The 20930-nt window shown below is 71.7% G+C and carries 18 protein-coding genes; 10 read left to right on the top strand and 8 right to left on the bottom strand.

Features of this window, described 5'->3' with window-relative positions:
• Positions 1 to 96 precede the first annotated feature (96 nt).
• On the top strand, positions 97 to 900 hold the full coding sequence (locus tag QQM72_RS25030) for an endonuclease I family protein (protein ID WP_028807161.1): 804 nt from the start codon (positions 97 to 99) through the stop codon (positions 898 to 900).
• A 134-nt stretch (positions 901 to 1034) separates the two neighbouring features.
• Here the strand turns inward: QQM72_RS25030 and QQM72_RS25025 are convergent, their stop codons facing one another.
• Together QQM72_RS25025 and QQM72_RS25020 are read right to left on the bottom strand one after the other, a co-directional pair.
• The gene (locus QQM72_RS25025) at positions 1035 to 1370 is read right to left on the bottom strand and encodes a hypothetical protein (RefSeq protein WP_314223097.1); all 336 of its coding nucleotides are present in this window, start codon (positions 1368 to 1370) and stop codon (positions 1035 to 1037) included.
• A complete protein-coding gene (locus QQM72_RS25020) occupies positions 1367 to 1726 on the bottom strand; it encodes a hypothetical protein (protein ID WP_314223096.1) in 360 nt (119 codons plus the stop codon). The genes QQM72_RS25025 and QQM72_RS25020 overlap by 4 nt, the downstream gene beginning before the upstream one ends.
• A 207-nt stretch (positions 1727 to 1933) precedes the next feature.
• Here QQM72_RS25020 and QQM72_RS25015 point away from each other — a divergent pair, with 207 nt between their 5' ends.
• The gene (locus tag QQM72_RS25015; protein ID WP_314223095.1) at positions 1934 to 3283 is read left to right on the top strand and encodes a tetratricopeptide repeat protein; all 1350 of its coding nucleotides are present in this window, start codon (positions 1934 to 1936) and stop codon (positions 3281 to 3283) included.
• 51 nt (positions 3284 to 3334) lie between these two features.
• Here the strand turns inward: QQM72_RS25015 and QQM72_RS25010 are convergent, their stop codons facing one another.
• Genes QQM72_RS25010 through speB form a run of 3 tightly spaced genes read right to left on the bottom strand, consistent with a single transcriptional unit; the run spans position 3335 to position 7213 of the window.
• Positions 3335 to 4498: an AAA family ATPase gene (locus QQM72_RS25010; protein WP_314223094.1), complete on the bottom strand. Its 1164-nt coding sequence runs from the start codon at positions 4496 to 4498 to the stop codon at positions 3335 to 3337.
• A 58-nt stretch (positions 4499 to 4556) separates the two neighbouring features.
• A complete protein-coding gene (locus QQM72_RS25005; protein ID WP_314223093.1) occupies positions 4557 to 6248 on the bottom strand; it encodes a thiamine pyrophosphate-binding protein in 1692 nt (563 codons plus the stop codon).
• The gene (speB, locus tag QQM72_RS25000; protein WP_314223092.1) at positions 6245 to 7213 is read right to left on the bottom strand and encodes an agmatinase; all 969 of its coding nucleotides are present in this window, start codon (positions 7211 to 7213) and stop codon (positions 6245 to 6247) included. Before speB ends, QQM72_RS25005 begins: the two co-directional genes overlap by 4 nt.
• 140 nt (positions 7214 to 7353) lie before the next feature.
• Between speB and QQM72_RS24995 the strand changes: the two genes are divergently transcribed.
• Both QQM72_RS24995 and QQM72_RS24990 read left to right on the top strand, forming a co-directional pair.
• On the top strand, positions 7354 to 8877 hold the full coding sequence (locus QQM72_RS24995; protein ID WP_314223091.1) for a PucR family transcriptional regulator: 1524 nt from the start codon (positions 7354 to 7356) through the stop codon (positions 8875 to 8877).
• A 66-nt stretch (positions 8878 to 8943) separates the two neighbouring features.
• Positions 8944 to 9735 carry a phosphatase gene (locus QQM72_RS24990; protein ID WP_314223090.1) on the top strand — a complete coding sequence of 264 codons (792 nt, stop codon included), beginning with the start codon at positions 8944 to 8946 and terminating at the stop codon, positions 9733 to 9735.
• A 55-nt stretch (positions 9736 to 9790) separates the two neighbouring features.
• Here the strand turns inward: QQM72_RS24990 and QQM72_RS24985 are convergent, their stop codons facing one another.
• The 3 genes from QQM72_RS24985 to QQM72_RS24975 all read right to left on the bottom strand — a co-directional run bounded on the left by QQM72_RS24985 (position 9791) and on the right by QQM72_RS24975 (position 12632).
• Positions 9791 to 10663 (bottom strand): acyl-CoA thioesterase, encoded by an 873-nt coding sequence (locus QQM72_RS24985; RefSeq protein ID WP_314223089.1) that lies wholly within the window; start codon positions 10661 to 10663, stop codon positions 9791 to 9793.
• Between the two features lie 36 nt (positions 10664 to 10699).
• Positions 10700 to 11857 carry an acyl-CoA dehydrogenase family protein gene (locus QQM72_RS24980; protein WP_171397439.1) on the bottom strand — a complete coding sequence of 386 codons (1158 nt, stop codon included), beginning with the start codon at positions 11855 to 11857 and terminating at the stop codon, positions 10700 to 10702.
• A 181-nt stretch (positions 11858 to 12038) separates the two neighbouring features.
• Entirely contained in the window at positions 12039 to 12632 is a 594-nt protein-coding gene (locus QQM72_RS24975) for an SACE_7040 family transcriptional regulator (protein WP_054240128.1), read from the bottom strand.
• Between the two features lie 96 nt (positions 12633 to 12728).
• Between QQM72_RS24975 and QQM72_RS24970 the strand changes: the two genes are divergently transcribed.
• The 6 genes from QQM72_RS24970 to QQM72_RS24945 all read left to right on the top strand — a co-directional run bounded on the left by QQM72_RS24970 (position 12729) and on the right by QQM72_RS24945 (position 20908).
• Positions 12729 to 14345 (top strand): carboxyl transferase domain-containing protein, encoded by a 1617-nt coding sequence (locus QQM72_RS24970; RefSeq protein ID WP_314223088.1) that lies wholly within the window; start codon positions 12729 to 12731, stop codon positions 14343 to 14345.
• A gap of 14 nt (positions 14346 to 14359) precedes the next feature.
• A complete protein-coding gene (locus QQM72_RS24965) occupies positions 14360 to 16387 on the top strand; it encodes an acetyl/propionyl/methylcrotonyl-CoA carboxylase subunit alpha (protein ID WP_314223199.1) in 2028 nt (675 codons plus the stop codon).
• A gap of 8 nt (positions 16388 to 16395) precedes the next feature.
• Positions 16396 to 17328 carry a hydroxymethylglutaryl-CoA lyase gene (locus QQM72_RS24960; RefSeq protein WP_314223198.1) on the top strand — a complete coding sequence of 311 codons (933 nt, stop codon included), beginning with the start codon at positions 16396 to 16398 and terminating at the stop codon, positions 17326 to 17328.
• A 6-nt stretch (positions 17329 to 17334) separates the two neighbouring features.
• On the top strand, positions 17335 to 18495 hold the full coding sequence (locus QQM72_RS24955; RefSeq protein ID WP_314223087.1) for an acyl-CoA dehydrogenase family protein: 1161 nt from the start codon (positions 17335 to 17337) through the stop codon (positions 18493 to 18495).
• Positions 18496 to 18895: 400 nt separating this feature from the next.
• Positions 18896 to 19945: an ABC transporter substrate-binding protein gene (locus tag QQM72_RS24950; protein ID WP_314223086.1), complete on the top strand. Its 1050-nt coding sequence runs from the start codon at positions 18896 to 18898 to the stop codon at positions 19943 to 19945.
• A 141-nt stretch (positions 19946 to 20086) separates the two neighbouring features.
• On the top strand, positions 20087 to 20908 hold the full coding sequence (locus QQM72_RS24945; RefSeq protein WP_314223085.1) for a siderophore-interacting protein: 822 nt from the start codon (positions 20087 to 20089) through the stop codon (positions 20906 to 20908).
• Positions 20909 to 20930 lie beyond the last annotated feature (22 nt).

The following is a 20930-nucleotide window of genomic DNA, read 5'->3' as shown; positions in this document are numbered from 1 at the left end:
CCTGATGGACATGTCAGATTCATTGCCATGACCGCATGTGCATGTCACTCTCCCGATTGCCGCCTCCAATCAACCCGCGTAGATCGGACACCCCACATGCTGGCGACACGCATACGCCGATGGAAGTCGGTGGCGCTTGCCACCACTGCCGTCCTGGTCGGTCTCACCGCGCCCGCGCTCACCGCGACCCCCGCCGCGGCGACCACGACGGCCTACGACGCGACGTACTACAAGAACGCGGTCGGCAAGACGGGTACGAGCCTGAAGTCCTCGCTGCACACGATCATCAGCAGCCAGACGAAGATCTCGTACTCCGCGGTCTGGGACGCACTGAAGGCCACCGACCAGGACCCGAACAACAGCAGCAACGTGATCCTGCTGTACAGCGGTGTCTCGCGAGCCAAGTCCCTCAACGGCGGTGACGTCGGCGACTGGAACCGCGAGCACACCTGGGCCAAGTCCCACGGCGACTTCGGCGAGGTGACCGGTCCGGGCACGGACCTGCACCACCTGCGTCCCGCGGACGTCCAGGTCAACAGCATCCGCGGCAACCTGGACTTCGACAACGGCGGCAGCGCGGTCACCAACGGCGGCGGCAGCACCGTCGACTCCGACTCCTTCGCGCCGCGCGCCGCGGACCGGGGCGACGTGGCCCGCATGATCCTCTACATGGCCGTGCGCTACGAGGGTGACGACGGCTTCGCCAACCTGGAGCCCAACGAGAAGGTCGGCAACGGCAGCAACCCGTACATGGGCAAGCTCTCCGTCCTCAAGGCGTGGAACGAGGCGGACCCGCCGAGCGCCTTCGAGGAGAAGCGCAACCAGGTCATCTACGACACCTACCAGCACAACCGCAACCCGTTCATCGACCACCCGGAGTGGGTCGAGGCGATCTGGTAGTCGCAAGCGCGAGGCACTGAACTGACGCTGAACTCCCCTACTGGCTAGGGGAGTTCAGTGCTTTCTGTCAGGCTTTACGGGGTCACGTCCGCCCGATCGGCGGGGGCGGGTGGGTTCAGGCGCCGGGGTCCTCCTCAAGAACCCCCGGCGCCATCAGGGACAGGCAGGCGGGTGCCCCTGCTGCGGGCGACGCGGTGCACGTCGTGGAGCGATTCGGTCAGCCGGGCGGCGAGGAAACGGAGCTGGGGCCCGGTGGCCTTGTCGTCACCGAGGAGGTCGGCGGCGTGGGCGAGAAGGTCGCCGGCCATGCCGAGCTGGACGGCTTCGACGTCGTCGGCCATGCGGGAGAGACGACTGGTGCCGGTGTCGTCGGTGATGAGACAGCAGGGGTTGCCGTCGAGGTTGGACCAGGGGAGGAGACGGGGCCGGGTGGCCGTGGGGGCGTTGGCGTCGTGGCTCTCGTAGATCATGCGGCGGTCACCTCGGGGCCGTGGGTCCGGCGGGCACCACCGTCGCCGCCGTGGATCGGTCGTGGCCCTACGTGGACACCGTGCACGGCGAACCAGAGGGCCCGGCGGCGCGCTCGCTGTTGCCTGGCCTGCTCGCGCTGTTCGTGGGCGCGGAGGTAGGGACGGACGAGTCGGGAGTCCTCGCCATGGAGGAGGGCCTCGTGCGGGGAGGGGCGGCGGCCGGGGGCGACGGGGGCGGCCGGCACGGGGCTGAGCCGCGCCCCTCCCCTGGCGCGGTGCCGGTTCCGGTGCCGCCCGGAAGGGGGCCACAGCAGACGCAGCAGCGGCTCGACGAGGCGGGCGATATGGTGCAACACGTCTTCAACTCCAGTGTGGTTGAGGGCCATGCCCCCGGGCCGTCGGTAGCGGTCGCGGGGGTCCGTCCTTTCGGCCGAGATGACTCGACGCCTGTGCAAGAGGTAACCGCTCGGACACCCTCCGCAGGTACCGTTGGAAAACGGTGGGACCGTGAACGCCGTGAACGCTGTCGTCAAACACCATGCAAGCCGTCGGGAGTTGAGGACATGGCAGGGAAGCGCACCCCCAACCGCGCTCTGGACAACCTGCTTGACCAGGCGCGATGGACCAGAACCCAGCTCGCCCAGCAGGTGAACCGCCTCGGCCCGCAGGCAGGACTCGACCTCACGTACGACCGCACCGCGGTCGCGCACTGGATTGCCGGCGCCCGGCCGAAGCCACAGGTCAGGTCCCTGATCGTCGAAGCCCTCTCGGCGCGGCTGGGACGACCCGTCACCCACGCGGAAGCCGGCTTGGAACCCGCGCCGTCACTCATGAGGTCTCCATCCGCCGACACTGTCGAGGAGCTGATCGACCTCGGAAGGGCAACAATGGATCCGTCCCGCCGCAGCCTGCTGGCCGCCACGGTCTTCTCCGCCGCTCTGTCAGTGCCCGCGTTCGCCCTCCCCGCGCGAGCGGCGGCCGAATCTGTGACTCCTGGCAAGAAGACGGTTCGCATCGGCTCTTCACAGGTGCAGTCGATCCGCACCATGACCGACCGGATCGCGGACATCCTCGACGAACTCGGTGCCGGGCACGCGATGCCCATGGCGTCGGCGTTCCTCGTCAACACCGTCGGCCCCTGGCTCCGGGCACAGGCCACGGAACCCGTCCGCAAGGACATGCTGGCCGCCGCATCCGACCTCACGTATCTGACCGGCTGGATGGCCATGTACGAGAAGGCTCACGGCCTCGGACAGCGTTACTACGTCCAAGCCCTCGGCCTGGCTCGCGAGGCGGAAGACCACGTCACCTACTGCCGGACCCTGCGCGGCATGTCCCTTCAGGCCTCCAACCTGGGCTACGGCCCCAAGGCTCTGGAACTCGCGGACTCCGCAGCAGAGGCAGCCCCCTCTGCGGGCCCGCGTCTCGTGGCCTTCCTACGCGGCCAGCAGGCCCACTCCGCCTCCATGGTGGGCCTGAAGCAACAGGCCCACGCCCGCCTGAAGGAGGCGGAGGACGCACTGTCGAAGGCGGACAACCGCAGGGATGCGATCGGCGGCTACGACCAGACCGCCTACCTCTTCCACGTCTCCCACGTCCTGTACGAGGAGAAGGATTTCGCGGGCTCGATCAAGGCCCTGAAACAGTCGATCCGCTTCCAGCCGAAGCAGGAACGCCAGGGCCGCGTGCACGCCTATGCGCTCCTCGCGCAGCGCGAGTTACGCGTGGGCCACTTGGACGCAGCCTGCGAGAGCTGGTCACGCTTCCTGGACGAGTACGAACATGTCTCGTCCAACCGTGGTGACGAACACTTCCGCACGATGAGCACGGAACTGCGTCGGCACCCAACTGCGCTCCCGGTGCGTGAACTTGCGCTCCGCGCGCGGGATGTGGCTGCGGCCAAGGCGGCGTGAAGGCGCAGAACTCGACTGTCTCTGTATGCCGCGGGGCACTCGCTCAGGCAGTCACCGCAGAAGCGGGAGGGACTGTGTGAGGTCCTCGTCCTCCCCCGGCTCCGCATCGGTGAGCGGATACAGCTCGGTCGCCCCGTCCTTGTCCTTCTGCGTCAGCCACACCTGTCCGGGGTCGAGGAGCCGCTCGCCGCTCGGGGTGGTGAGCATGGTCGCGTCGTGCGACGTGAAGACCAGCTGGGCGCCCCTGGGGTTCGCGTGCGGGTCGTGGAAGAGCCGGACGACCTCGGCGGCGAAGCGGGAGTGCAGGCTCGCGTCGAGTCCGTCGATGAGCAGGACCGCACCTTCGTCGAGGGCGAGGAGCAGCGGACCCAGGAGGGCGAACCAGGAGCGGGTGCCGGAGGACTCCTCCTGCCATTCGAAGGACACGTCCCCGGCGGCGGAACGGTGGGTCAGCTTCACCGTGTCCTGGCCCGGCCGGTCCTGGACGACCGTCGCTCCGGTGATGCCGAGGCCGGCCACCCGCAGCAGCTCCTGGATCCTGGTGGCCCTCGGGCCAGACAGTTCCTTCGTGGTGTACCGCGCGCGCTCGTCCCGCTCGACCTCGGGGCTGATCATCCAGAAGTTGCGGCGGAACCAGTGGAAGAGCGGAGAGAGCTGCGGGTGGTTGTCCGTGGCGGCCGTGGAGAGCAGCAGGGCGTTCGGTCGCGTACGCCGTACGAGCTGGGCTCGGTCCCTGACCCGCCCGCCGGGCCACTTGAAGACGTCCGGCCGGGAGGCGTCGCGGTCGAGCCATTCCTGACGGCGGCCGCGCGGGTAGCTGTGCAGCCACTCGGACTCGACGCGCTTGGCGCCGAGCTCGAAGCCGTACGTCCAGCGGACCGAGTCGATGACGACGTCGACCTCGAAGAAGGAGGGTTCGCTCTCGCTCTTGGGACTCAGGGCGAAGACCTGGCGCGGGATGCCGTCGCAAGAGGCCCAGCGCGCATAGGAGTTGAGGACCGCGTTACGCATGTCCGTCATCGCGGTCAGTACGTTCGACTTGCCGGAGGCGTTGGCCCCGAAGAAGCCGATCAGCGGGAACACCGGGACGGATCCGCCGCCCGCGAGATCCACCGGACGCGCGGACGCGCCCTGTTTCTCACCGGACGCCACGAACGGCAGCTCCTGCTCGTCCCGCAGGGAGCGCACGTTCGCGACGCGGAATCTCAGCAGCACGCTGTACTCCGCTCCGGGCTCAGGGCAAGGCCGCAACTGACATCGGCCGACCGGGTGATCAGTCCGAGTCCAGATGCGTCGCCGCGAACATCCGCAGTACCGCCGGGAGGAGGACCACCGAGGGGCCGGGCGTGGACAGGGCCTTCGCCAGGTCCGCCTCCAGGGTCTCCGGGGACGTCCGCACCCCCGGCACCCCGAAGGACTCCGCCAGGGCCACGTAGTCCGGGCGGGTCAGTTCGGTGGCCGTGGGCTCGCCGAAGGCGTCGGTCATGTACTCGCGCAGGATGCCGTAACCGCCGTCGTCGACGATCAGCCAGGTGACGTCCAGGCCGTACTGCCGGGCCGTCGCCAGCTCCGCGATCGAGTACAGGGCGCCGCCGTCACCCGACACCGCCAGCACCGGGCGGGTCGGATCGGCCACCGCCGCGCCCAGCGCCGCCGGGAAGCCGTAGCCGAGGCCGCCCGCGCCCTGGGCCGAGTGCATGTGGTTGGGGCCCTTCGCGTCGAAGGCCGACCAGGCCCAGTAGGCGAGGATCGTCATGTCCCAGAAGGACGGGGAGTCGGCCGGCAGCGCCTTGCGGACCGACGCCAGCACCTGCTGCTCCAGGGTGAGTTCCTGGGCCGCGATGCGCTCCGAGACCCGCGCGAGCAGGTCCCGTACCCGGTCGGGCGCCGTCTCGTCCGGCCGCTCCCGCACCGTCTCCAGCAGCGCCTGGAGCGCGAGTCGCGCGTCCGCGTGGATGCCGAGCGCCGGATGGTTCGACTCCAGTTTGCCGAGGTCCGCCTCGATCTGGACGACCCGGCCCCGGGGCTTGAACGTGTGGTAGTTGGAGGAGAGTTCGCCGAGCCCCGAGCCGACGACCAGGAGGACGTCCGCGTCCTCGAGGAAGTCCGTGGTGTGCCGGTCCTCGATCCAGGACTGGAGGGAGAGGGGGTGCGTCCAGGGGAACGCGCCCTTGCCGCCGGGCGTGGTGACCACCGGGGCCCGCAGGACCTCCGCCAGCCGTTTCAGCTTGCCCGAGGCGTCCGACCGTACGACTCCGCCGCCCGCGATGATCGCCGGACGGGCCGCGTTCGACAGCAGGTCGGCTGCCACGGCCGTCAGTTCGGGGCGCGGCGGCAGCTCTTCGGGGAAGGCGTCGCCGCCGGTGACCACCGGGATCAGCGTCTGCGCGAGGAGCACGTCCTGCGGGATCTCCACCCACACCGGGCCGTGCGGCACGCTCAGCGCGGACTTCCAGGCCGCCTCGATCGCGGACGGGATCTGCGACTGGGTGCGGACGGTGTGGACCGACTTCACCACGCCACGGAACGAGGCCGCCTGGTCGGGCAGTTCGTGCAGATAGCCGTGGCGGCCGCCGCCCAGGCCGGGGGTCGGGATCTGGCTGCCGATCGCCAGCACCGGCGCCGAGGCGGCCGCCGCCTCCTGGAGCGCCGCGAGCGAGGTCAGCGCGCCCGGCCCCGTCGACAGCAGCAGCGGGGCCGCCTCGCCGGTGATCCGGCCGTAGGCGTCCGCCGCGAACCCCGCGTTGTTCTCCACCCGCAGGCCGATGTACCGCAGCGAGGAGCGGCGCAGCGCGTCGAACATGCCGAGCGCGTGCTGGCCGGGCAGTCCGAAGACGGTGGTCGCGCCGAGCGCGGCCAGGGTCTCCACGACCAGGTCTCCTCCGTGGCGGCCGGCGGGAGGGTTCAGCGCGGCGGCGGTCTGCGCCTGAGTCGGCCGGAGTACCAGGTCGTGGTCGTGGGTCACTTCGCGCGAGCCTCGGCAATCTGTCGGGACATGATCGTGGTCAGTTCGTACGCCGTGTGGGACGCGGCCACCGACGTGATCTCCGCGTGATCGTACGCGGGGGCCACCTCGACGACGTCCGCCGAGACCAGGTTGCACGAGGCCAGGCCGCGCAGGATCTCCAGGAGCTCGCGCGAGGTCATGCCGCCCGCCTCCGGGGTCCCGGTGCCGGGGGCGTGCGCCGGGTCGAGGCAGTCGATGTCGATGGAGATGTAGAGGGGGCGGTCGCCGATGCGCTGGCGCAGCTGGTCGGCGACCTCGTCGGCGCCGCGCCGGTACACGTCCGCCGAGGTGACGATGCCGAAGCCCATCTTCGCGTCGTCGGTCAGGTCCTGCTTGCCGTAGAGCGGGCCGCGGGTGCCGACGTGGGAGAGCGCCTCGGTGTCGAGGATGCCCTCCTCCACGGCCCGGCGGAACGGCGTGCCGTGGGTGTACTCCGCGCCGAAGTACGTGTCCCAGGTGTCGAGGTGCGCGTCGAAGTGGAGCAGGGCCACGGGTCCGTGCTTCCTGGCGACCGAGCGCAGCAGCGGCAGCGCGATGGTGTGGTCGCCGCCCAGGGTCATCAGACGGGCTCCGGTGCCGAGCAGGTCGTCGGCCGCCGCCTCGATGGTCTCCACGGCCTCGTGGATGTCGAACGGGTTCACCGCGATGTCGCCGCCGTCCGCCACCTGGGCGAGGGCGAAGGGGGAGGCGTCCTGCGCCGGGTTGTAGGGCCGCAGCAGCCGGGACGCCTCACGGATCGCGTTGCCGCCGAAGCGGGCGCCCGGCCGGTAGGAGACGCCCGAGTCGAACGGCACGCCCACCACGGCGACGTCGGCGCGACCGACCTCGTCGAGGCGGGGCAGCCGGGCGAAGGTCGCGGGGCCGGCGTACCGCGGGATGCGGGAGGAGTCGACGGGGCCGCGGGGCGTCTCGTTGCCGCTCATGGTCACATGCTCTCTTTCTCACGCTTCATCGCGTAGGTACTGCCCCACCCTCCCTGACGGCCGAGGCGGTTCGGGAGTCGACCCTAGGTGGGCGGACAGCACTCGGGAAGTGTACGTTTCATCCACTCGATCCGCACCCAGTGGAGGGAACGTCCATAGTGCCGGAGCCCGCCGTACCCCCCGCCGTACCCCCCACCCCACCGGTCCCGCTCGCCGCCCTGCTGGCCCGCGAGGACCTCGCCCTGCGGCAGATCGCCGGGCCCGCCGATCCCGGCACCGTGCTGCACGGGGCGCACACCTCGGAGATGGCCGACCCGTACCCGTATCTGCTGGGCGGCGAGCTGCTGCTGACGGCGGGCGTGCACGTCCCGGAGGCGGCCGGGTCGGACGGGGGCGCCCCCGGTCGAGCGAAGTCGAGACCGGGGGAGTACTTCGAGGACTACGTGTCGCGGATCGTCGCGGCGGGCGGCGCGGCGCTCGGGTTCGGGGTCGCGCCGGTGCACGACACCGTGCCGAGGGCGCTGGTCGCCGCCTGCGAGGCGTACGAGCTGCCGCTCCTGGAGGTGCCCCCGCAGACGACGTTCTCGGCCGTGGCCCGCGCGGTCTGGCAGCTGATGGAGCGGGCCCGCACCGCCGAGCTGCGCCGGGTGACGGAGGCCCAGCAGAGCCTCGCGGCCGCCGCCTCCCGCCCGGACCCGGTCCCGTCCGTCCTGCGCCGCCTCGCCCAGTGGGTCGGGGGGCGCGCCGTGCTGTACGGGCCGGAGGGGACGGAGATCGCGGGGGCGGGGCGGACGTCCGCGGACGCCCCCCTCGCCGGGCTCGCCCGCCTCCTCCTCTCCCGCGCCTCCGTCACCGCCGCCGACACCGCCCCCGACGGGACCCATCTCGCCGCCTACGCGCTCGGCGCGGGCCGCGGGTTCGTGCTCGGGGTGGCGGCGCCCCGGCGTGACCCCGGTGACCACACCATCGCCTCCGTCGCCGCCGTCCTGCTCTCGCTGCTCACCGGCGAGCACCAGAGCGGCCCGGGGGCGGCCCGCTCGTCGGCGCTCGTCCGGCTCCTGCTGGGGGCCGCGCCCGCCGAGGTGGCCCCGCTGCTGGGGGGCGAGCGGTGGCTCGTCGTGCACGCCCGTCCGGACGCGCGGGCTCTCGACCCGGTGGCGGCCTCCGCGCTCGGCGCAGGTCTCGGATCACCGCTGGTCGACCTCGACCACGACGTCGTACGGGTCCTCGTCCCGGCCGACGGCCCGCCGCGGCCGCAGCCGGGCTGGACCCTCGGCGTCAGCGCGGACGCGGCCCCCGCCGACTGGCAGGCCGCCGACGCGCAGGCGGCCCGCGCGCTGGCCCGGGCGCACGCCACCCGTACCGCACTCGTCCGGCACGGCTCGGGGGCCGGGCTGGTGGACCTGGTGCCCGACGACGAGGCCAGGGCCCACGCCCGGACGCTCCTCGCCCCGATCCGGGCGAGCGCCGCGAGCGCCGCGCTGCTCGAGACGCTGCGCACCTGGCTCTCCCTGCACGGCAGTTGGGACCGCACGGCGGTGGCCCTGTCCGTGCACCGCAACACCGTGCGGCAGCGGATCGCCCGCTGCGCGGCCCTGTTGGGGACCGACCTGGACGATCCGGACGTCCGGATGGAGCTGTGGTTCTCGCTGAAACAACACTGAGTGACGCGTGTCCCAGCGTCCGGAACAGCACAGACGCGCACAGCCCGCTGCCTCACAATGGAAACCATGCCGATACCCGGGACGCCCAGCCGCGCCGAACTCGTCGACCACCTCGTCAGAACCCGTATCGCCGGGGACGTCGCCACGCCCCGCGAGAACAACCTCTCCCACTACCGCCAGCTCGCGAACGGTGTCCGCAACTTCTGGCTCGGTCTGGAACTCGGCGACCGCTGGACCGACGAGCAGGACGTGCTCGCGGTGATGGCGGAGCGGGTCGGCGTGAACGACGATCCCGAGTACCGCTACGGCCAGGACACCATCGACCCCGAGCTGACCGTCGACGGTCTGGACCGGCTCGCGGCCCGGCTGCGCAAGGCGGCCGAAGGACGGCAGCGGGTTCTCTTCGCCACCGGCCACCCCGGTGGTCTCCTCGACGTGCACCGCGCCACCGCAGCCGCCCTGCGCGCGGCCGGCTGCGAGATCGTCGTCATCCCGGAGGGGCTCCAGACGGACGAGGGGTACGTCTGGCAGCTGGCCGACGTGGCGGTCCTCGAACACGGCGCCACGCTCTGGCACACCCACTCGGGCGAGCCGATGAAGGCGATCCTCACCGCGCTCGAACGCGAGGGCCGGCCGCTGCCCGACCTGGTCGTCGCCGACCACGGCTGGGCGGGCTACGCCGGGCGGCACGGCGTCGACTCCGTCGGTTACGCCGACTGCAACGACCCGGCGCTGTTCATCGCCGAGTCGGAGGGCACCGTCCAGGTGGCGGTCCCCCTCGACGACCACGTCGTCAGCCCGCGGCACTACGACGTGATGACGGCGTACCTGCTGGCGGAGGCGGGGCTGACCGAGTAGGCGAGGGCAGAGCCCCGGGAGAGAGCGCCGCACGCGCGGGTGCGGCGCCGGGTGGTCAGTCGCGCCGGGGGGCGCGGACCACACCCTCCTGGATCACCGAGACGGCGAGCCGCCCGTCCTGGGTGTAGATGCGGGCCTGGCCGAGGCCCCGGCCGCCGTGCGCGGAGGGCGACTCCTGGTCGTAGAGGAGCCACTCGTCGGCGCGGAACGGGCGGTGGAACCACATCGCGTGGTCCAGCGACGCTCCCACCACGTCACCGACCGCCCAGCCGCCGCGCCCGTGCGCGAGGAGGACGGAGTCGAGGAGCGTCATGTCGGAGACGTAGGTGGCGAGGACGACGTGCAGGAGAGGGTCGTCGGCCAGCTTGCCGTTGGCGCGGAACCAGACCTGGGAGTGCGGCTCGCGCGGTGCGCCGAACCGGCCGTACGGGGGCTCGTCGACATAGCGCAGATCGACCGCCTCGCGGGCCTCCAGGAACCTCTCGACGACCTCGGGATCGAGGTGGGCGTAGCCGCGCAGCCGTTCCTCCGAGGTCGGCAGCGTGGCCGGGTCCGGGGCCGGCGGCATGGGGGCCTGGTGGTCGAAGCCCTCCTCGTGCCGCTGGAAGGAGGCGGACAGCGCGAAGATCGGCTGTCCGTGCTGGACGGCGACGACGCGGCGCGCGGTGAAGGACCGGCCGTCGTTCATCCGGTCGACGGTGTAGACGATGGGCGCGCCCGGGTCGCCCATGCGCAGGAAGTACGCGTGCAGGGAGTGGGCGAGCCGGTCCTCGGGGACCGTCCGTCCGGCGGCGACCAGTGCCTGCGCCGCCACCTGCCCGCCGAAGACGCGCGGGACGACGGCGGAGCGGGACCGGCCGCGGAAGATGTTCTCCTCGATCTGCTCGATGTCGAGCAGATCGAGGAGATCCTGTAGTGCCTGGCTCATGGCTTCTAGTTGTAGCGGCCCGTGGTTGCGGGCTGCTTACAGACCCATGTCCTTCGCGATGATCGACTTCATGATCTCGCTGGTGCCGCCGTAGATGCGGTTGACGCGGTTGTCCGCGTACAGGCGGGCGATCGGGTACTCGTTCATGAAGCCGTAGCCGCCGTGCAGCTGGAGGCAGCGGTCGATCACCCGGTGGGCGACCTCGGTGCAGAACAGCTTGGCGCTGGCGGCCTCGGCCGGGGTCAGCTCGCCCGCGTCCAGGGCCTCCGTGGCGCGGTCGGCGACGGCCTCGGCCGCGTCCACCTCGGCCTGGCAGGCGGCCAGCTCGAACTTGGTGTTCTGGAAGTGCGCGACCGGCTTGCCGAAGACCACGCGCTCCTGCACGTACTGCTTGGCGAACCGGACGGCGGCCTTGGCCTGGGCGTACGCGCCGTAGGCGATGCCCCAGCGCTCGGAGGCGAGGTTGTGGCCGAGGTAGTAGAAGCCCTTGTTCTCCTCGCCGAGCAGGTCCTCGACGGGCACCTTGACGTCGACGAACGCCAGCTCGGCGGTGTCGGAGGTCTTGAGGCCGAGCTTGTCCAGCTTGCGGCCGACCGAGTAGCCCTCGGCCTTGGTGTCCACCACGAAGAGGGAGATGCCGTGACGGCGGTCCTCGGCGGTGGGCGCGGAGGTACGGGCGCAGACGATCATGCGGTCGGCGTGCACGCCACCGGTGATGAAGGTCTTGGAGCCGTTGAGGACGTAGTGCGTGCCGTCCTCGGAGAGCTTGGCGGTGCTCTTCATGCCCGCGAGGTCGGAGCCGGTGCCCGGCTCGGTCATCGCGATCGCCCACATCTCCTCGCCGGAGACGAACTTCGGCAGGAAGCGCTTCTTCTGCTCGTCGGTGGCGAGCAGCTTGAGGTAGGGCAGACCGAGCAGCACGTGCACACCGGAGCCGCCGAAGGAGACACCCGCGCGGGCGGTCTCCTCGTACAGCACGGCCTCGAACTTGTACGAGTCGATGCCGGCGCCGCCGTACTCCTCGTCGACGCGGATGCCGAAGACGCCGAGCTCGGCGAGCTTGTAGTAGAAGTCGCGCGGCGCCTGGCCGGCCGCGAACCACTCGTCGTAGACGGGGACGACCTCGGCCTCGATGAAGGCCCGGAGGGTCTCCCGGAACGCCTCGTGATCCTCGTTGAACACCGTACGGCGCACCGCCGCCACCCTTCTGTGCGCCTAAACCGGCGCCGCTCTCGCGTACGTGGTTGCTCGCCGTCGGGGTTGCGCAATGCGTGGTTGCGGCATGGTCGCGGGTCCGATGGCTAAGCGCTTGCTCAGATGACAACCGTACCGGCGAGTACGAAGAGCGTCCAGGGTGGGGCGGGGGTAACGCTCGTCACTCCACCGCCGCGGCGAAGGCCCCCCTCGCCATCCGGTGCAGGAGGGCCGCGGTGGCCGCGCGGCCCGGCAGGGAACCCGGCCGGCCGAGGTGCGGGGTGGAGTTCAGCAGACCGAAGACGGAGTGCACCGCGGAGCGGGCGGTCGGCTCGGCGAGGCCCGGATACACGGCACGCAGGGCCTCAACCCACAGTTCGACGTACTGCCGCTGGAGCTGGCGGACCAGCTTGCGGTCGCTGTCACGGAGGCGGTCCAGCTCGCGGTCGTGCAGGGTGATCAGGGGACGGTCGTCGAGGGCGAAGTCGATGTGGCCCTCGACGAGCGAGTCGAGGAACGCCTCGGGCGATACGCCGTCGGCCTCCGCCAGGCGCAGCTTCGCGCCGGTCAGCAGCCGGCCGCTGATGCCGACCAGCAGCTCGGCGAGCATCGCGTCCTTGCCCGGGAAGTGCCGGTAGAGCCCCGGCCCGCTGATGCCGACGGCGGCGCCTATCTCGTCCACCCCCACGCCGTGGAACCCGCGCTCGGCGAACAGCCGCGCGGCCTCCCTGAGGATCTGCTCGCGACGGGTGGGGGCGTCGGTTCTCGTGGCCATGAAGGCAATTCTAGACAGGGAGGTTAGCGGTCGTTAACCTGAAGGGAATGGTTAACGCTCATTAACAGTCGATCACTGGGTGAGGGGACCGCAAGGATGGAGCAGGCACCGGAGCTGACGAGCGCGGCAGACCCCGCGTCGGAGGCCTGGCGGGCCAACGAGGCGGCGCACCGCGCACTCGTCGAGGAGCTGCGCGGCAAGCTGGCCGCGGCCCGGCTGGGGGGTGGGGAGAAGGCGAGGGCGCGCCACACCGCGCGCGGGAAGCTGTTGCCCCGGGACCGGGTCGACACCCTCCTGGACCCGGGTTCGCCCTTCCTGGAGCTCGCCCCGCTCGCCGCCGACGGCATGTACGAGGGGCAGGCCCCGGCGGCCGGGGTCATCGCCGGGATCGGGCGGGTCGGCGGGCGCGCGTGCGTGATCGTCGCCAACGACGCCACCGTCAAGGGCGGCACGTACTACCCGATGACGGTGAAGAAGCATCTGCGGGCCCAGGAGGTCGCCCTCGAGAACCGGCTGCCCTGTCTGTATCTCGTGGACTCGGGCGGGGCCTTCCTGCCCATGCAGGACGAGGTGTTCCCGGACCGGGAGCACTTCGGGCGGATCTTCTACAACCAGGCCCGGATGTCCGGGGCCGGGATCCCGCAGATCGCCGCGGTGCTGGGCTCGTGCACGGCCGGCGGGGCCTACGTCCCGGCCATGAGCGACGAGGCCGTCATCGTCCGCGGCCAGGGCACGATCTTCCTGGGCGGGCCCCCGCTGGTGAAGGCCGCCACCGGCGAGGTCGTCACCGCGGAGGAGCTGGGCGGCGGCGAGGTGCACGCGCGGGTGTCCGGCGTGACCGACCACCTCGCGCAGGACGACGCGCACGCGCTGCGGATCGTCCGCAACATCGTCGGCACGCTCCCCGCGCGCGGGCCGCTGCCCTGGGAGGTGCGCCAGTCCGTCGATCCCAAGGTCGACCCCTACGGGCTGTACGGCGCGGTGCCCGTCGACTCCCGCACCCCCTACGACGCGCGCGAGGTCATCGCGCGCGTGGTCGACGGCTCCCGCTTCGCGGAGTTCAAGTCCGAGTTCGGGCAGACCCTGGTCACCGGCTTCGCCCGGATCCACGGCCACCCGGTCGGCATCGTCGCCAACAACGGCATCCTGTTCTCCGAGTCCGCCCAGAAGGGCGCCCACTTCATCGAGCTGTGCGACCAGCGCGGGATCCCGCTGGTGTTCCTCCAGAACATCTCGGGGTTCATGGTCGGCCGGGACTACGAGGCCGGCGGCATCGCCAAGCACGGCGCCAAGATGGTGACGGCCGTGGCGTGCACGCGCGTGCCGAAGCTGACGGTCGTCGTCGGCGGGTCGTACGGCGCCGGGAACTACTCCATGTGCGGCCGGGCCTACTCGCCCCGCTTCCTGTGGATGTGGCCGGGCGCCAAGATCTCCGTCATGGGCGGCGAGCAGGCCGCCTCGGTCCTCGCGACCGTCAAGCGGGACCAGCTCGAGGCGGGGGGCCAGGAGTGGCCCGCGGACGAGGAAGAGGCCTTCAAGGCACCGGTCCGCCAGCAGTACGAGCGCCAGGGCAACGCCTACTACGCGACCGCCCGCCTCTGGGACGACGGCGTCATCGACCCGCTGGAGACCCGGCAGGTACTGGGCCTCGCCCTGACCGCCTGTGCCCATGCGCCGCTGGGTGAACCCCAGTTCGGCGTCTTCCGGATGTGAGGAGGGGAGCAATGATGTTCGACACCGTGCTCGTGGCCAACCGGGGCGAGATCGCCGTCCGCGTCATCCGCACCCTGCGCGCGCTGGGCGTGCGCTCGGCGGCCGTCTTCTCCGACGCCGACGCGGACGCCCGGCACGTCCGGGAGGCCGACACCGCCGTACGCATCGGTCCGGCGCCGGCGGCCGAGAGCTATCTGTCGGTGGAGCGGCTGCTCGCTGCGGCCGCCCGCACCGGCGCCCGGGCGGTGCACCCCGGCTACGGCTTCCTCGCGGAGAACGCCGGCTTCGCGCGCGCCTGCGCCGACGCCGGGCTGGTCTTCATCGGGCCGTCCGCGGACGCCATCTCCCTGATGGGCGACAAGATCCGGGCCAAGGAGACCGTGCAGGCGGCCGGGGTGCCGGTGGTGCCCGGGTCCAGCGGCAGCGGACTCACCGACGCCGAACTCGCCGCCGCGGCCCGCGAGATCGGCACCCCCGTGCTGCTCAAGCCGTCGGCCGGCGGCGGCGGCAAGGGCATGCGCCTGGTCCGGGACCTGGCCGTGCTGGACGAGGAGATCGCCGCCGCCCGCCGCGAGGCCCGCGCCTCCTTCGGGGACGACACGCTCCTCGTCGAGCGGTGGGTGGACCGGCCCCGGCACATCGAGATCCAGGTACTGGCCGACGGCCACGGGAACGTGGTGCACCTGGGCGAGCGCGAGTGCTCCCTCCAGCGCCGGCACCAGAAGATCATCGAGGAGGCGCCCTCGGTCCTGCTGGACGAGAAGACCCGCGCCGCCATGGGCGAGGCGGCGGTCCAGGCGGCGCGCTCGTGCGGGTACCGGGGCGCGGGCACGGTGGAGTTCATCGTGCCGGGCAACGACCCGGCCTCGTACTACTTCATGGAGATGAACACCCGGCTCCAGGTGGAGCACCCGGTCACCGAACTGGTCACCGGTGTGGACCTGGTGGAGTGGCAGCTGCGGGTGGCCGCCGGTGAGCCGCTGACCTTCGGCCAGGACGACGTCCGGCTGACCGGGCACGCGGTCGAGGCGCGGATCTGCGCCGAGGACCCCGCGCGCGGGTTCCTGCCCTCCGGCGGGACGGTGCTCCGGCTGCGCGAACCCCAGGGCGACGGCGTACGCACCGACTCCGGGCTGAGCGAGGGCACCGAGGTCGGCAGCCTCTACGACCCGATGCTGTCCAAGGTGATCGCCTACGGCCCGGACCGGGAGACCGCGCTGCGCCGGCTCCGGGCGGCCCTCGCCGAGACGGTCACGCTGGGCGTGCAGACCAACGCCGGGTTCCTGCGCCGGCTGCTGGCCCATCCGGCGGTGGTGGCCGGCGAGCTGGACACGGGCCTGGTGGAGCGGGAGGCCGCGACGCTCGTCGCGGCCGACGTGCCGCAGGACGTGTACGCGGCGGCGGCGCTGCTGCGCCAGGCCGCGCTCTCCCCCGCGCCCGGTCCGGGCTGGGTGGACCCGTTCGCCGTCGCGGACGGCTGGCGGCTGGGCGGCGAGCCCGCCTGGACGGCACACCACCTGCACGTGCCGGGGCACGACCCGGTGACCGTCCGCGTGCGCGGCGCGGCGGACGGCACGGCCGAGGTGCTGCCGGACGGGGCGGACGCCCCGCTGCGGGGCGCCGGGGGCCCGCTCCCGGCGCCGGAAGGGGATCCCCGGTTCACCTGCCGGCTCGACGGCGTCGCCCAGTCCTTCGCCGCGCTGCCGGACGGCACCTGGCTCGGCCGGGACGGCGACGCCTGGAACGTGCGCGACCACGATCCGGTCGCCGACTCCCTCTCCCGAGGGGCTCACGCGGGCGCCGACTCGCTCACCGCGCCCATGCCCGGCACGGTCACGGTGGTGAAGGTCGCCGTCGGCGACGAGGTGACCGCGGGCCAGAGCCTGCTGGTCGTCGAGGCCATGAAGATGGAGCACGTCATCTCCGCCCCGCACGCCGGCACGGTCGCCGAACTGGACGTGACGCCGGGCACGACGGTCGCCATGGACCAGGTGCTGGCCGTCATCGCACCGGCCGAGGCAGAGGCACAGGAGGACCGGTGACACTTCCCATGGCCGTACCGGCCGAGGGCCTTCCCACGCGGGTGCGCATCCACGAGGTGGGCCCGCGCGACGGCCTCCAGAACGAGAAGACGGCCGTGCCGACGGCCGTCAAGGCGGAGTTCGTCCACCGCCTCGCGGACGCGGGCCTCACCACCATCGAGGCGACCAGCTTCGTCCACCCCGACTGGGTGCCCCAACTCGCCGACGCCGAGGAGCTGTTCCCGCGCGTGAGCGGTCTCGACGTGGCGCTCCCGGTGCTGGTGCCGAACGAGCGCGGCCTGGACCGGGCCCTCTCCCTGGGCGCCCGCCGGGTCGCCGTGTTCGCCAGCGCCACGGAGTCCTTCGCCAAGGCCAACCTCAACCGCTCGGTGGACGAGGTGCTGGCGATGTCCGAGCCGGTGGTGGTGCGGGCCAAGGCGCACGGCGTGCATGTACGCGGCTACCTCTCCATGTGCTTCGGCGACCCGTGGGAGGGCGCGGTCCCGGTCGACCATGTCGTCCGGGTCTGCCGGGCCCTGCTCGACCTGGGGTGCGACGAGCTGAGCCTGGGCGACACGATCGGCGTGGCCACCCCGGGTCACGTCCGGGCCCTGCTGACCGCGCTGAACGAACAGGGCGTGCCCACGGGCGCGCTGGGCGTGCACTTCCACGACACGTACGGCCAGGCGCTCGCCAACACCCTCGCCGCGCTCCAGCACGGCGTCACCACCGTCGACTCCTCGGCGGGCGGACTCGGCGGCTGCCCGTACGCCAAGTCCGCCACCGGCAATCTCGCCACCGAAGACCTCGTGTGGATGCTGCGGGGCCTCGGCATCGACACCGGGGTCGACCTCGGCCGTCTCGTCGCCACAAGCGAGTGGATGGCCGCCCGACTGGGCCGACCCAGCCCTTCCCGCACCGTCCGAGCACTCGGCACGGCACAGTCCCACAAGGAGCAGTGACCCGATATGGACCACCGTCTCTCCCCCGAACTGGAAGAACTCCGGCGCACCGTCGAGGAGTTCGCGCACGACGTGGTCGCGCCCAAGATCGGTGACTTCTACGAGCGGCACGAGTTCCCGTACGAGATCGTGCGCGAGATGGGCCGCATGGGCCTGTTCGGGCTGCCGTTCCCCGAGGAGCACGGCGGCATGGGCGGCGACTACCTCGCGCTCGGCATCGCGCTGGAGGAACTCGCGCGCGTCGACTCGTCCGTGGCGATCACCCTGGAGGCGGGTGTCTCGCTGGGCGCCATGCCGATCCATCTCTTCGGCACGCCGGAGCAGAAGCGGGAGTGGCTGCCGCGGCTGTGCTCCGGCGAGATCCTCGGCGCCTTCGGCCTGACCGAGCCGGACGGCGGCTCGGACGCGGGCGCGACACGTACGACGGCCCGGCTCGACCCCGAGACGGACGAGTGGGTGATCAACGGCACCAAGTGCTTCATCACCAACTCGGGCACGGACATCACGGGGCTGGTCACGGTCACGGCGGTGACCGGCCGGGGGACGGACGGACGGCCGCTGATCTCGGCGATCATCGTCCCGTCCGGCACGCCGGGCTTCACGGTCGCCGGCCCGTACTCGAAGGTCGGCTGGAACGCCTCGGACACCCGTGAGCTGTCCTTCTCGGACGTGCGGGTCCCGGCGGCGAACCTGCTGGGCGAGGAGGGCCGCGGGTACGCGCAGTTCCTGCGGATCCTCGACGAGGGGCGTATCGCCATCGCGGCGCTGGCGACCGGCCTCGCGCAGGGCTGTGTGGACGAGTCGGTGAAGTACGCCAGGGAACGGCACGCGTTCGGCCGTCCGATCGGCGCCAACCAGGCCATCCAGTTCAAGATCGCCGACATGGAGACGAAGGCCCACACGGCCCGCCTCGCCTGGCGGGACGCGGCCTCGCGGCTGGTGGCCGGCGAGCCCTTCAAGAAGGAGGCCGCCGTCGCCAAGCTGTACTCGTCGACGATCGCCGTGGACAACGCCCGTGACGCCACCCAGGTGCACGGCGGTTACGGCTTCATGAACGAGTACCCGGTGGCGCGGATGTGGCGCGACTCCAAGATCCTGGAGATCGGGGAGGGCACGAGCGAGGTGCAACGGATGCTGATCGCCCGTGAGTTGGGGCTGCCCGGCTGAGCCCCGAGGGCCCGGGGCCGTGAGGGGCGCTCCGGGCCGCGGCGGCCGTCGGGGGCGCGCCGGCGCGATGGCCGAAAGCCGCGGCCCGACACCGCCGACCCCATGTCCACAGGAGGTCGCCGCACCGCCCGATCCGGGCCGGCACGGCGGCCTCCCCGGCATACTCCGAGGCCGGCCGACCGCTCCTCACATCCTCGGAGTGAGCGGCAACTCCCATCCCGTTTCGGTCTCCTGACACCCTGTGCCCCTTCGATCCACCGAAGGGGCACAGAGAACGGGCATGCGTCGAGGGCGGGCGTCCCACAACCCGGAACCACCCTCTGGACACGAGCTGAGGTTAGGCTAACCTACGTTCGAACCGTCCTCGGGTGATCCGCCCCGTCCGAAAGTAGCCAGAGACATGCCCAACGCCAGAGCCGCTCGTCCCACCCGCCGTGGCATCCTCGCCGTCGGTGGCGCACTGGGCCTCGGTGCCGCCCTCGCCGCCTGCGGGGACGACGACGCGAGCAGCGGCGGCTCCGAGCCGTCGGCGAACTCCTCGGCCAAGTCCGGTCCCTGGACCTTCAAGGACGACCGCGGCACCTCGGTGAAGCTCGACAGGATCCCCGCGGACATCGTCGCCTTCACCGGCGTCGGCGCCGCCCTGTACGACTACGGCATCCAGGTCAAGGGCGTCTTCGGCCCGACCAAGACCGCCGCGGGCAAGGCCGACGTCCAGGCCGGCGACATGGATGTCACCAAGGTGACGGTCCTCGGCAACGTCTGGGACGAGTTCAACGTCGAGAAGTACGCGGCCCTCGCGCCCGAGGTGCTCATCTCGACGGTCTTCGACGACGCCGGCACCCTCTGGTACGTGCCCGAGGCCTCCAAGGACAAGATAGCCAAGCTCGCCCCGAGCGTCGGCATCTCCGTCTACGACCGTCAGCTGACCGCTCCGCTCCAGCGCATGTGGGAGCTGGCCGAGTCGCTCGGCGCCGACATGACGGCGGCCGCGGTCACCGACGCCAAGAAGAAGTTCGAGGACGCGGCCGCCCGGCTGCGCGCCGCCGCCAAGGCCAAGCCCGAGATCAAGGTGCTGGCCGGTTCCGCGAGCGAGGCGCTCTTCTACGTCTCCGGCACCAACCTCTCCATCGACCTGGAGTACTTCAAGTCCCTCGGCGTGAACTTCGTCGAGCCGCCGGAGAGCGCGAAGGCGGAGGGTGGCGGCTGGTACGAGTCGCTGAGCTGGGAGAACGTCGACAAGTACGCGGCCGACATCATCATGATGGACGACCGCTCCTCGACCATCCAGCCGGCCGACATCACCGAGGCGACCTGGAAGAAGCTGCCCGCGGTGAAGGCCGGTCAGGTCATCGCGCGGTCGCCGGAGCCGATCCTGTCCTACGCGAAGTGCGTGCCGCTTCTCGAGAACCTCGCCGAGGCTCTCGAGAAGGCGAAGAAGGTTTCCTGACAGACGGGTGGCTTCGGTCGTGGGTGCGCTGCGGGCCCGTTGAGGCTGGTCGCGCCCGCGCGGCGGAGCCGCACAGGGATGCCGCCCCGCGCCCCTGAAAGCCGGCGAGTCACCCCTCCCCACATCCACAGGAGCACCCCCGTGACCACAGCCGTTGCCGCGCCCTTCCGGTTCTTCTCCCTCCAGGTCGCACGGACTCGGCGACTCGGAGCCTCTCTGATCCGGGTCACCTTCGCCGGGCAGGATCTCGAGCACTTCTTCTCCGACGGGCGCGACCAGTCGCTGTCGCTGTTCCTGCCGCACCCGGGGCAGTCCGTGCCGGCCGTTCCCTTCGAGCTCGGGGACGGCTGGTGGCAGGCGTGGCGTGAACTGCCCGACGACGTGCGGGCGGTGATGCGTTCGTACACGCTCCGGGCCCTTCGCCGGGACGCGTCCGGGCGCACCACCGAGATCGACGTCGACTTCGTGCTGCACGTCCCGGCCGGGCCCGCCTCCGCATGGGCCTCGGGCGCCGGCGCCGGAGACCGGGTCGTCCTGCTGGGCCCGGCCCTGGCCGACAACCGGGCGATCCGGTTCCGGCCGCCCGTGGACAGCGACCTGATCGTGCTGTGGGGTGACGAAAGCGCCCTGCCGGCCGTCGAGTCGATCCTGGAGTCCCTGCCGGCCGGTCAGCGCGTCCGGGTCTGGCTGGAGGCGCACGACGCCCGGAACGTGAGGGAGTTGGCGACCGCGGCGGACGCCGAGGTCACCTGGGTGGTCGGGGAGGGCTCCGTGGACGCCCTCCGGGAGGCCCGGCTCCCGGCCGCCGAGCACCCGTACGTCTGGATCGCGGGCGAGTCGGGGTGCGTGAAGGCGTTGCGCCGCCACTTCGTCCGGGAACGCGGGATCGACCGCCGCCGCATCACCTTCGTCGGATACTGGCGCCAGGGCATGAACGAGGAACAGCTCCGCGCGTCGGAGTAGCCACCAGCCGCGCCCCCGCGGG

This window comes from Streptomyces zaehneri, from assembly GCF_032248645.1.
GTDB lineage: Bacteria > Actinomycetota > Actinomycetes > Streptomycetales > Streptomycetaceae > Streptomyces > Streptomyces coriariae.
This window is presented reverse-complemented; position numbering and strand designations above follow the sequence as displayed.